The organism is Albibacterium sp. (genome assembly GCF_035514885.1).
Classification (GTDB): domain Bacteria; phylum Bacteroidota; class Bacteroidia; order Sphingobacteriales; family Sphingobacteriaceae; genus Albibacterium.
In genome coordinates this window covers 361,673-374,288 of the sequence record NZ_DATJCH010000012.1, presented here as the reverse complement: position 1 = coordinate 374,288, position 12,616 = coordinate 361,673, and the positions used below count along the sequence as shown (strand labels likewise).

The 12,616-nt window shown below is 36.9% G+C and carries 12 protein-coding genes; 7 read left to right on the top strand and 5 right to left on the bottom strand.

Annotated elements, in window-relative coordinates:
• Nucleotides 1-86 precede the first annotated feature (86 nt).
• From VL047_RS05540 to VL047_RS05530, 3 genes are all read left to right on the top strand, one after another.
• Nucleotides 87-356 (top strand): hypothetical protein, encoded by a 270-nt coding sequence (locus VL047_RS05540; protein WP_325359102.1) that lies wholly within the window; start codon nt 87-89, stop codon nt 354-356.
• Between the two features lie 188 nt (nt 357-544).
• Nucleotides 545-2,782 (top strand): TonB-dependent receptor, encoded by a 2,238-nt coding sequence (locus VL047_RS05535; protein ID WP_325359101.1) that lies wholly within the window; start codon nt 545-547, stop codon nt 2,780-2,782.
• A gap of 17 nt (nt 2,783-2,799) precedes the next feature.
• Entirely contained in the window at nt 2,800-3,375 is a 576-nt protein-coding gene (locus VL047_RS05530) for a hypothetical protein (protein ID WP_325359100.1), read from the top strand.
• 64 nt (nt 3,376-3,439) lie between these two features.
• Here VL047_RS05530 and VL047_RS05525 read toward each other — a convergent pair whose 3' ends face one another.
• Complete coding sequence (locus VL047_RS05525) at nt 3,440-4,012, bottom strand: UbiX family flavin prenyltransferase (protein WP_325359099.1); 573 nt, start codon at nt 4,010-4,012, stop codon at nt 3,440-3,442.
• A 115-nt stretch (nt 4,013-4,127) separates the two neighbouring features.
• On the opposite strand from VL047_RS05525, the gene VL047_RS05520 reads away from it, so the two are divergent.
• Together VL047_RS05520 and VL047_RS05515 are read left to right on the top strand one after the other, a co-directional pair.
• A complete protein-coding gene (locus VL047_RS05520) occupies nt 4,128-4,952 on the top strand; it encodes a sulfite exporter TauE/SafE family protein (protein ID WP_325359098.1) in 825 nt (274 codons plus the stop codon).
• Nucleotides 4,953-5,039: 87 nt separating this feature from the next.
• A complete protein-coding gene (locus VL047_RS05515) occupies nt 5,040-5,690 on the top strand; it encodes an ankyrin repeat domain-containing protein (protein ID WP_325359097.1) in 651 nt (216 codons plus the stop codon).
• On the opposite strand, the gene VL047_RS05510 is transcribed toward VL047_RS05515, so the two are convergent.
• Together VL047_RS05510 and VL047_RS05505 are read right to left on the bottom strand one after the other, a co-directional pair.
• Nucleotides 5,687-5,908 (bottom strand): PspC domain-containing protein, encoded by a 222-nt coding sequence (locus VL047_RS05510; RefSeq protein ID WP_325359546.1) that lies wholly within the window; start codon nt 5,906-5,908, stop codon nt 5,687-5,689. The genes VL047_RS05515 and VL047_RS05510 overlap by 4 nt on opposite strands.
• 3 nt (nt 5,909-5,911) lie before the next feature.
• Nucleotides 5,912-7,192: a DUF2851 family protein gene (locus VL047_RS05505; RefSeq protein WP_325359096.1), complete on the bottom strand. Its 1,281-nt coding sequence runs from the start codon at nt 7,190-7,192 to the stop codon at nt 5,912-5,914.
• A 203-nt stretch (nt 7,193-7,395) separates the two neighbouring features.
• Between VL047_RS05505 and VL047_RS05500 the strand changes: the two genes are divergently transcribed.
• Complete coding sequence (locus VL047_RS05500; RefSeq protein WP_325359095.1) at nt 7,396-8,175, top strand: nitrilase family protein; 780 nt, start codon at nt 7,396-7,398, stop codon at nt 8,173-8,175.
• A 1-nt stretch (nt 8,176) separates the two neighbouring features.
• On the opposite strand, the gene VL047_RS05495 is transcribed toward VL047_RS05500, so the two are convergent.
• On the bottom strand, nt 8,177-8,731 hold the full coding sequence (locus VL047_RS05495; RefSeq protein WP_325359094.1) for a hypothetical protein: 555 nt from the start codon (nt 8,729-8,731) through the stop codon (nt 8,177-8,179).
• Between the two features lie 67 nt (nt 8,732-8,798).
• Between VL047_RS05495 and smc the strand changes: the two genes are divergently transcribed.
• Nucleotides 8,799-12,344 (top strand): chromosome segregation protein SMC, encoded by a 3,546-nt coding sequence (smc, locus tag VL047_RS05490; RefSeq protein ID WP_325359093.1) that lies wholly within the window; start codon nt 8,799-8,801, stop codon nt 12,342-12,344.
• Here the strand turns inward: smc and VL047_RS05485 are convergent.
• Nucleotides 12,324-12,602: a hypothetical protein gene (locus VL047_RS05485; RefSeq protein WP_325359092.1), complete on the bottom strand. Its 279-nt coding sequence runs from the start codon at nt 12,600-12,602 to the stop codon at nt 12,324-12,326. The two genes, smc and VL047_RS05485, sit on opposite strands and share 21 nt — an antisense overlap.
• Nucleotides 12,603-12,616 lie beyond the last annotated feature (14 nt).

Here is a 12,616-nt window from a genome sequence, read left to right as displayed (position 1 = left end):
TGTTTGTTAAAACAAAGCATAAACCATTGGGCAGAAAATTAGTACATAAGTCTATTGCGTTTCTACTGGTATTTACTCTTGCATACGTGCAAACAGTACTGGTAGGTCACCAGGCGCACCGTACTATCCAACACTCCCACCATTCATCAAACAACGATCAGCTTAATACTTACGCTGCAAAATGTGTGATTTGTGATTATGCATCTACCAGACAAACCGAGCCTGCTTTATTAGGTGTTCCTATTCAAATTACGGTCTTCGAGAAGACGATCCATATTTCTACTGATAAAAGTAAAACAGATATCCTATCCTGTTTTCTAGAAGAATACTCCAATAAAGGTCCCCCTGCCGCATAGATTACATCTATCGTAATCCAGAAAATTACGATCATTCATTTATACATACTTGTATCAAATTATAATATAGGTATGTACTGATATAATATATGTCCCTTTAATTCATATTCATGTTATATATAAAAAGATTCATATTATTTGCAATCTTACTAGTTCCGTTTTATTCACAAGCACAAAACAATTGCAATTTGTCTATAAAGGGTCGAATTTTAGACGCTGATACCAATCTCCCTTTAGCAAATTCAACCATTCACCTTCAACAAGGTAATTTAGAAACGCAAGCAGATGGTCATGGCTTCTTTAGTTTCGATAAACTTTGTCAGGGAGATTACACATTGCATATAACTACATTGGGCTTTAAAGATCTGGAATATAAGATAAAACTTCCCCAAAAGAGCTCATCGGTAGATATTCTCTTAGAGCATGAAGGCATCGTTTTGCATGATGTAGAGGTTGTTGGTCATCAAGCTACGGTACGTTCTACAGCAACGGCAACAACTATCAAAAATAGTGACTTAGTTGAATCAAAAGGATCTGTGCTTGCCGAGATACTTCAAAATGTCGCAGGTGTAACCATGATGCAAACAGGCGCAACCATAGCGAAACCAGTAATCAATGGTATGCACAGCAACCGAGTGTTGATGGTTAACAATGGAATAAAGCAAGAAGGACAGCAATGGGGATCAGAACATGCTCCGGAAATCGATCCATTTGTAGCATCACATATAACCGTAATTAAAGGTGCAGAATCGGTTCGTTATGGCGCTGAGGCTATTGGTGGTGTAATTCTGGTTGAGCCTGCACCCCTACCCATCAATAAAGCTTTGAGTGGCAATGTAGACTTGGTTGGCAGCAGTAACGGACAAACTGGTACAGCTTCTGCCATGCTTGAAGGCAGTATAACAAGTATACCGGGATTATCATGGAGAGCCCAGGGCACACTAAAACAAGGAGGGAATTTACAAACTGCCGACTATTATTTAGACAACACCGGAGTTAAAGAAAAGAACTATTCTGCTGCCCTATCATACAGTACCCGCATTGCGCACATCGATGTTTATTACAGCCATTTCAATACCGATCTGGGTATCTTTGAAGGAGCACATATCGGCTCTCTGCAAGATCTTGAGGCTGCTATTAAGAACGGAAGACCTTTTGATGATGGTGAATTCACCTATAAAATCGGTGTTCCAAGACAGGCCGTTACCCACGATCTGGCAAAGTTGAAGGTACATAAAGATCTAAATAATGGTGCTCAACTTGATTTACAATACGGTTTCCAACGCAATGCACGTCAAGAATTTGATATTCGTCGAGGCGATCGGAGTGCTATCCCGGCACTGGATCTGATTTTAGATTCTCATAGTCTGGATTTCACCTATGATAGAATAAATGCAAAAAGCCTAAGAACCGTCTTAGGTCTGAATGCTACTGCAATTGTAAATAATAGTGTGCCCGGAACCCAGGCAACACCTCTAATTCCAAACTACGATAGCTTTGGTTTAGGAGGATTTCTTATCGAACGCCTGGTAAGAGATAAATATGAACTCGAAGCCGGAATACGTTACGACTATAAAAGTTTAGATGCCGCCGGATATAGAAATCAAGTTCTATATGGTGGAAGCCACGAGTACCATAATGTTTCAGGCTCCTTAGGAGCTGTTTGGAAACCAAAACAAAACTGGAATCTCCGTAGTAATATAGGCCTATCTTGGCGGCCACCTACTGTAAACGAATTATACAGCAGTGGCCTGCACCACGGTTCAGCTTCCATCGAAATGGGTAACGATGAGCTCAAAAGTGAGCAGGGCTATAAATGGATCAATACTTTCAATCTCCACAATGAAAACTTAAGTATCGAAATCAGCGCTTATGCTCATTATCTAAATCATTACATCTATTTACATCCTACAGGCGAAATACAGGAAAGCCTGAGAGGAGCATTTCCGGTTTTCGATTATAAACAAACCAATGCGCTCTTTTTAGGTACCGATATTTCAGCATCGTATCGTTTTCCTCATGGCTTCGAATACTTTTTAAAAGGATCGATCTTAAGAGCAGATGATACCAAAAGTGACCAAAATCTTCCTATGATCCCTTCTGATCGTTTAGAGAATCGCATTCGGTATTCTATGCCAATAGATAATGATAAAATATCAAGTTCCTTTATACAGGTAGAATATGCTACGGTATTTAAACAAACAAAATATAACAAAGAAACCGATTTTGCACCTGCACCGCCTACCTATAGTTTATTAAACATTAGCGCTGGTACAAAATTAATAATAGGCTCACAATCAATTGGCTTAAACGTATCAGCTAACAACTTACTTAACACTTCCTACAAGGAATACATGAATCGTTTCCGCTACTATGCGCACGATATCGGGCGAAACATAACACTTAGATTATCTTATAATTTCTAACATTAAAATCTTACAGTATGAAAAAGAATCAATTAGTATCCATAGCAGCAATCGCAATCGTTCTCTTAGTTAGCTTCACTTCTTGTTCCAAAAACGATCCAGTTCCTGAGTTGGATCAGGAAGAATACAATTCTGTTCAACTAACCTTTGAACACGGAACTTATGCTAACAACGTATTTACACCATCTGATGAAGAGACTGTTATAAATTTTACTAAAAACGGTACTCCTACTCCAGCGGCTATCAACTTAACAGAAGGTGAATCATACCGTATGAAAATTAACATCCTTCAAGACGACGAAAGCATTAACCAGGAAATCATTGACGAAGCTGATGAGCACCAGTTTTTTTTCTTGGGCTCACCAGAAGGTGTTTTCGATTATAAATACGAGGATGATCAGGTTGGATTAACAGGAATTTTAAGCGCCTTAAAACAAACGAGTGCACCTTTCGATTTCCAAATTCTATTACGCCATGCTTTAAACAAGGACCATACAGCAGCTCAAAGCTGGAATAATGCACAATATGTTGAGGCTGGCGGTGCAGATGATTTAAATATTAAACTGAAGATTCAGGTTTTATCAACTAATTAAAAACAACAACAGTTATATTAGATCAATTAACCGATGGTGGGCAGCGTAATCTGCTCACCATTTTTTATTTCTCTCCCCAGCGATAACTTGTAAGGGAAAAATCAGCCAACTGCAAAACACGATCAGTAACCGTGGCAGCAAGCTCTTCAAAGCTCTTAGGTAAACTATAAAAAGAGGGACTGGCTGGACAAATAATTCCACCTGCTTCAGTAATCTGTTTCATATTCTGCAAATGAATTAAATTATAAGGAGTTTCGCGAGCTACTAAAATCAGCTTTCTACGTTCTTTTAGAATTACATCGGCGGCCCGACTAACCAGATCATTCGAAATACCACTTGCAATTCTGCCAATAGTACCCATTGAGCACGGGCAAACGATTAAACACTCATAACCAGCAGAACCAGATGCAAAAGGAGCAAAGAAATCATTTGTTTTATAAAACGTAAAAGGATAATCTTTATAACCTGCATTACCAAGTTCTAATTCCCATACCGTTTTAGCATTATCCGACATAACAATCCCAACGTCAGCTATTTGATCCTTTAATTGAACCAATCTATCAAACAATACCTTAGCGTAAACAGAACCACTGGCTCCCGTAACAGCAACAACAATCTTCTTCTTTCTTTCCTGCATAGTATGTAAATATACTCAAAGCTAAAAATATACAATCACATTTAAACGCTTTCTAACAACCATAAAAAAAACAACATTGGTATTTCTACTGTTTAATCTTTAATTTTGATAACATATGACAGCCCTCTTATTAATATTTCTGGGATTAATGGTTGGGACCTTTGGAACAATGGTAGGAGCTGGCGGAGGCTTCATTCTTGTACCCATACTTCTCTTACTCTACCCTGAAAAAGATCCGGAAATTATTACCAGTATTTCACTAGCTGTCGTATTTCTAAATGCAACCTCAGGATCACTGGCTTATGCGTTTAAAAAGCGTATCGATTATAAATCAGCCTGGTTATTTTGTATCACCACCTTGCCTGGTTCCATCCTGGGAGCTTTATCAACTTCCTATATCTCGAGAAAAGCGTTCGATTTAATATTTGGAGTCGTTTTATTTGTATTAGCAATCATCCTAATCATCAAACCAACAAAGACTGCACCGGAAAAAGATGGAAAGGAAAAGAAATCTTTCTGGAGAATGGCAAGATACCTGATGGACATTGATGGTGTCAGATACATCTATCGGTATAATCTGCTTTTAGGAATTGTATTAAGCTTTTTTGTCGGTTTTGCATCCAGCTTATTAGGTATCGGTGGAGGGATCATTCACGTTCCGGCAATGGTTAATCTGTTAAATTTCCCCGTTCATATCGCAACGGCAACATCTCATTTCGTACTAAGCTTAATGGGTCTAAGCGGAAGTATGGTCCATTACTTTAAAGGAGATTTACAAGAAGGATATATTCAAATCCTCTGGTTGGGTATAGGTGTAATAGTGGGTGCACAGATAGGTGCCATATTCTCAACACGCATTAAAGGTAAAATAATTATTCAATGCCTGGCATTTGCACTATTAATTGTGTCTATCCGAATTTTATGGACAGCCTTTGGTTAATTTATTGCGATTTTTTATAGTTTTGTCGTTACATTTTTTAACAAAAAACATCGTTCTCGTATAAAGAGGTGATTTGAAAACAACAATATGAGTTTAAGCTTACTGGAAGAATATATAGAGTCGGGCGATTCATTCGCAATGGATAATTTATTGCATAATAACCCAAGCTTAGCTTCACAAAAGACAAGCCACGACATCTCCCCACTCCTGCTTGCTTGTTACTATCAGAAACATCAACTTGTTAAAATTATCTTAAAACATATTAACTCGGTCGATATATACGAGGCTGCTGCAATAGGCTTATTAAATGAAATTACCGCAATTGTTGAAGCTAATCCATCCTCATTATCATCCTATTCCAATCATGGTTTTACGGCTTTAGGGATGGCTTGCCACTTCGGAAATGAAGAAATAGTACACTACCTCCTATTAAAAGGTGCAGATCCTAATCAAACATCCAACAACGGATACAACGTAAATCCTTTATACACAGCTATTAGTTCTAACTTTGAAGGCATCGCCAAATTATTGATTGAAGGTGGTGCAGAAGTCAATATTATACAAGCCGGAAATTTAACACCTCTACATGCAGCAGCTCAAAATGGGAATATAGAGATGTTAATTCTTTTGCTGGAGAATGGCGCAAATGTGCTTATTAAAGATGATAATGGACAAACGCCTGCAGACTTTGCAGAAGCGAAAGGTCATCATGAAATAGCAAAGATTTTAAGTTTCTAGAAATCGAAAAGACTGTTATGTGTACGCTTCACATAATTTCTTACATCTAATACAATGCCTGCCAAAAGATAAAAAATAACAGGAAACCCAACTGCAAGAAATGAGCTATAAATAAAAAACAAGCGAATCCTTGCTACTGAAATACCAAAGCGTTCACCTAAATACGTACATACACCAAACGAACGTTGTTCTAAAAATACCACTAAGCCTTTCATTATATTTTATCTTTTTATAATTTGTGAGCCAATCTCACAGTTTAAACAACGCTTTTTATCGCAATAACTTACTTTTAATTGCTTTAAAGCTTGCGTGTCTGCTGCCGATTGAACTCTTATTTGCAATTCGGTATATTTTTGAATAATACGATTATTTTCCGGCTTTATAGATTCAAGAAACAAAACACTTCGGTCCATAAAGTTGCTATCACCTATGTATTTTCCGTATGAAAACAACAGCAATGCAATCGTATTTATCAGAATAAGATCGATAGCTCCTTTACCTAATGCGGCATTATGTCTGGCAGTTTCCTTTTTAAAATGATAATGCGTAGACCAATACTCGTTAATTATCAAGGAATTAAATCGTATTCGCCACAAATTTAAGTTTTCTATTTCAATAATAAGAGCAAAAAAGTGATTAATTGAAGAGCATAAGGCAGCAAACTGTGCTAAACGAATGGTTGGAAAACCTGAAGGCCGCATTCGGAGAAATTTCCAGTTCACAAGTTCCATTGGCCTTAGCTGATGTACCTTACGCAAATAACTATATTCTTTCTGTAACTTTAGTGGGTATTCCTCTTGGAAATCAACATCTAACATTCCGGCCTGGCCAAAAATTAAAGACTCTATAGCCGTCGGATCATGTCTATATTTTTTTACCAATGCGGAAGGTAAGATTTTTGCTAATTGTTCAAAAGCATCTGCATTTACACCAAATCCAAAACTCCTGGCAAGCATAATATAACTTACTTCCTCCCAATCTCCACGATATTCATCCAACAGATTAAGAACATACTCCGATTTTGAAATAAACCTTTCGAACAATAAACTACCGAACCATTGTTGAATATAAAAAGGCTCAACTGTATGAATCAACTTTTCACAGGGAATCCAGTTCATACTGTTCATTATTGAATCATAACGTTTTAACACTTTTGACTCAATCAATGATTCTAATACTAATGTTTCAGGAATTGTACCATCTTCCCGTTTTATTTCCACATCATATTGATTCACAACATGCAGAATAACATTGTTATAAGCAGGATTAAACTGATGATTATGATTATTCCACTCCGAAGAAATTGTATGGACCTCAATATTCCCTACCCACCCAATCTCGTCAATTGTTAGAAATGCATTTTCGAAATCAGGTCCTTCATTCAAATTATGTAACCCGACACGCTTAATCTGCAATTCCTTTCCAGATACCGTACGAAGTTTCACCTTCCGAAAAAGCTGATACTTCCAAATAAACTGAAGAATATTTTCAGAAAGCTTCATTGCCTTCAAGATAAATATTAATCAAGTCCACGAATTAATTCTTCAGTTAAAACTATAATTATTAGATTATTACATACAAATCAGTCAAACTCTCCTTGTATGTTTTATTAATTTCTATACTTAAGTGAGTGTAGAACCGTTTCCTATTAGAGTTAAAAGCACATCTCTTAACCTAACATCAAATAAAACAGTATATTTACAATATGGAAGCATTAAAAGTAACCACATTCCAAGCTTATCTGTTTTGGGAGAACACTGAAAAGAACTTAAATAATCTTTCTTTAAGACTATCCTCATTACGTACTTCCACTGATATAATTATTCTGCCGGAGATGTTCAACACAGGATATACCATGAATGTTGAAAAATGTGCAGAGGAAATGGATGGAATAACCATGCAATGGATGAAAAGCCATGCTAAGAAATATGAATGCGTTGTTGTTGGAAGTATGATTATAAAAGAGAGCTCCAATTACTACAACCGCTTAATATGGATGCGGCCGGATGGAACCTTTGAGCAATACGACAAAAGGCATCTTTTCTCTTTAACTGACGAGAAAACGCTATTTACAGCCGGAACTCAACAAATTACAACAGAGCTTAAAGGTTGGAAAATACGTCCAATGATATGCTATGACCTACGCTTCCCCGTATGGTCCAGAAATGTTGATGCAGAATATGATATTCTGCTATATATAGCAAGCTGGCCTGATTCAAGAATTGACCATTGGCAAAAGCTAATACCTGCACGGGCAATTGAAAACCAATCTTTTGTTATTGGGGTAAATCGGGTTGGTTACGATGGAAATGAAATCTATCATTCGGGCGGTTCCATGTGCATATCTCCTAACGGCGAAGTAATTTACTACAAACCTGAAAATGAAGATTTATATACATTTACCATATACCCAAAGGATTTAATAGCCAACAGGAAAGAATTTGCTTTCTTAGCGGATGTAGAAAACTTTAAGATAATCAAATAGATTAAGAGTAAGGACGCTCCAATATTGCCTTAATGACAATAGCCTCTTCCAAATTAAAGTGGATAGAGTTTCTTTCCGTCTCCATGTCCTGAATTTCCAAGGCCATTGTTTCAAGTCGCTTATTTTCGTTTCTTCTATCAGCTCTTATCTTCTTAGCTCTTTTTACTTCTCCATTTTCATCGTAAGTAGAAAGTCGTTTATACTCCGCAAGTAAGCTCACTGGTTTTTCGGTAGGGACATACTTTTCCCGCTTGTATGAGTTCTCGTAACGAGGCTCAACATAGGTTTGTTCATATACTTCTTTAGGAGCTGTAACAGGTGGCCTATCAACTGGAACCGGTTGTTGATGAGGCATCTGAGGGTCTAAAAGCTCTTCTAGCCAATCTCTTTTTCTTGGGGCTGCTTTCTTAGCAGGCACAGGTTTAGTAGCGACCGGAGGTGTGCTTGGTTTTCCTAAATTTCGCTTAGCCGCCTTCTCCTGCTCTTTCTTAACACCCATATAGCCTTGTATGACAAAAAAGGCAAGAGCTAAAATAATGGGAATGATAGTTTCCATATTTAAAGATACACTATTTATTATTAAATTCGCAGTCCACCAGTTTTACCTTAATAAGTAATCATTAATGCAATTAACCCGGCTTGATATAAAGGGCTTCAAAAGTTTTGGTGACAAAACCACCATCCATTTTAACAATGGAGTAACCGCGATTGTAGGCCCGAATGGTTGTGGGAAATCAAATGTGGTGGATGCTATAAGATGGGTATTGGGTGAGCAAAGTACGCGAAATCTTCGTTCAGAAAAGATGGAAAACGTCATTTTCAACGGTACAAAATCAAGAAAAGCAGCACAGCTCGCGGAGGTATCGTTATCCTTTAATAATACAAACAACATACTCCCCACCTCATTCTCTCAGGTTACCATTACCCGCAAATTATATCGAAGCGGTGAAAGTGAATACCGTATTAACGATGTTCAATGCCGGTTAAAGGATATAACAGACCTATTTTTGGATACCGGAGTAGGCTCAGACTCCTATGCGATCATTGAGCTGAAAATGGTAGATGAAATTATCAACAACAAGGAAAATTCACGACGTGCCCTGTTTGAAGAGGCGTCTGGAATATCGAAATATAAGATCCGGAAGAAGCAGACTTTCAATCGCTTAAAAGAAACTGAATTAGATTTAAGCAGAATAGATGATCTCTTATTTGAAATTGAGAAAAACTTAAAAAGTTTAGAATATCAAGCAAAGAAAACGGAGCGGTTTTACCATTTAAAAGAGCAATATAAAACAAATGGGATTGCTCTGGCTTCCATCAGAATGTCAGGATTCAAAAATGATCTGGAAAGTATTAAGGAAAAGGAGACTATCCAGCAACAACAGAATAATCAGATTAACAAGGAGATATTAAATGTCGAAGAAGCTATAAGAAAGCTTAAAACAGATCTTCTTACAAAAGAGAGCAACCTAAGTACTCAACAGAAGGCACTGAATGCACAAAGCTCTCAGATTCAACAATATGAAACTGAAAAAAAAGTTAAGAATGAGCAGCTTCGTAATCTGAATGAAAAAAATGAAAGCCTGAATAAAGATTTACTGCAGGATAAGCAGCAATATAATCATATTCAGTATAACCTAACGCGCATCAAGGAAGAGCTTTTCATTGAAACTGAGAAACTGAGTGTTGCAAACCAGAATTTAGAAGGGAAATCTAAAGAAGTATCAACTTTAAATAATCAACAAAAAGAATTAAAAGCTGAGTTGGATGAGCTGTTAAACCAAAAAGGTATTGCACAAACTAAACGCTATGAACTAGAAAAATCGACTGCTGTATTATTGATTCAGATTGACGCATTGAAGCAGGAGAGCCAGAAAAGCTTATCTGACAATGAAAGTCATGAAATTGAATTAAGCTCCTTCGATAAGGCGGTTACTGAAATAAAAATCAGGCTGGAATCCCTCCAAAACGACTATGATTTCTTTATTAAAGAGGAAGAAGCACTGGAAAATCAACTGACCGAAACTACTCAACGAATAGATGAGCTCAACACACAAAACAATCAGGAAATAAGACTTTTAGATGCCAGACAGAATGAATACAATCTAACCAAATCTCTGGTAGATAATTTGGAGGGCTTTCCTGAGTCTATTCGCTTCCTTAAAAAGAACCCTAAGTGGAAGGCCAATATTCCTCTCTTTTCTGACATTCTATATTGTCAGGAAAACTACCGTGTAGCCATTGAGAACTACCTGGAACCTTATATGAATTACTATGTGGTTGATGATACAGTCGATGCTTTAACGGCTATTCAATTATTGAACGATTCTTCCAAGGGGAAAGCTGGCTTCTTTGTTCTAAATGCTGTTAAAACTGCTGATAAAGAAGCGCTCTTAATTGACGACAATCTAATTCCTGCCTTAACCATTATTGATGTTGAGAAGAAATACCTAAACCTTTGTAAGCAACTCTTAAAGAACGTATACTTTGAACGTGAAAATACGACAGCTTTGCAAGATCATCAATTATCAGATACTGATCTTGTTATATTAGATAAACACGGGCTATTTATAAAGAAAAGCTACAGCATCTCTGGAGGATCTGTGGGCTTGTTTGAAGGAAAAAGAATAGGAAGAGCCAAAAACCTGGCTAACTTACAAACTGAAATCAATAAGCTGACTAAGAATCAACAATCGCTTGAGTCTTATTTACAACTTGAACAAAACAAATTAATTTCATTAAAAAGCAGCTCCCGCAAAGAGCAGCTTCAGGAAATTAAACTGCAGATTAACCAGCTTACAAATGAATTAATTTCAGTACAAACTAAACAAGAGCAATACCAGCACTTTATCGCTCATAATCAAAGTCAAAAAGAGAGTATCGACCAAAAGATAAAGGAATTTGAAATAGAACTGCAGGAGAAAAAGATTGAACTGGATGGTAAGAGTAATGCTGTTGATTTATTCAATGACCGGATCGATTATCTTCAAAAAGAATATGCAAGTTCATCACAATTATATGCAGATGAGTCTGCACTCTACAATCAGCAAAACATCAGCTTCCATCAACAAAAAAACAAGGTATCAGGTTTAGAAAAGGACTTAGAATACCGCGAGATCCAATTGGAGAATATCGAGAACCGAATTAACAAACATCAGGAAGAAATTGATAAAATAAAGATTTTACTGCAAGATACTGTTCAGTTTGTTGACCTTTCTGACGTTGATTTGCAAACGATGTATGAGCAAAAGGATTCACTTACAAAAGGCCTGAATGAGATTGAAAAGGAATATTATGCCCTCCGGAAGGATATTAATGACCTAGAGGATAAACTGATTATTTCACGGAGGAATAAAGAACAGACCGATGTTCTTTTAAATGAACTAAAGGATAAAGCTAACGAAATCAGGCTGGGATTAAATGCTCTTTCTGAACGAATATCAGTAGAGTTTAATCTTGAACTAGAAGATATTAACGCAGATCAAAGCATTGAAGGAAATGAAGAAGAACTAAGAGAAAAAACTACCCGCTTAAAGAAACAGCTGGATGATTTTGGTGCTATCAATCCGATAGCTATGGAGTCTTTTAAGGAAATGGATGAACGATATCAGTTCATTAAACAAGAGAAGAATGATTTGCTGGATGCAAAAGAAACTTTATTGAAAACCATTAAAGAAATCGACACTACCGCACAAGAGAAGTTTATGATTGCATTTAACGATGTTCGTGAGAACTTCATTCAGGTATTCAGGTCTTTATTCAGTGAAGAAGATACTTGCGATATTCTATTAACCAACCCGGACAACCCTTTAGAATCAGACATACAGATCATTGCCAGGCCAAAAGGAAAGAAACCGCTATCGATTAATCAGCTATCTGGTGGTGAGAAAACTCTGACTGCCACTGCCTTGCTATTTTCACTCTACCTATCAAAACCTGCACCTTTCTGCATATTTGACGAGGTGGATGCACCGCTTGATGATACCAATATTGATAAGTTCAACAACATAATCAGAACCTTCTCAAAGAGATCCCAATTTATTGTCATCTCTCATAATAAAAGAACCATCGCCAATACAGATATTATCTATGGAGTGACCATGATAGAGCAGGGTATTTCCAGATTGGTTGCTGTAGATATGCAGGATTTAGTAGTCGACAGCAATTAAGCTATTTAAAGGCAACAGAATACCTCCTTTAATTTGCAAATACTTGTCTGTTAAAGACCAGACAGTCGTTTCAATGCGCTTCGGACCCTCTTGTGTCATAAACGTAATGCTTGATTTCGACTTAAACTCATTCCCTAAACGAAGTGCATTATTAAGCTTTGCCTTTAAGTCTAAACTATGATCAACAGGAGCATTAATAATCTTATACTGATAAATATCCTCTTTAGCTATTAGTTCTGTTATCATTGCATTTTCCATATTCCAAAAATTTG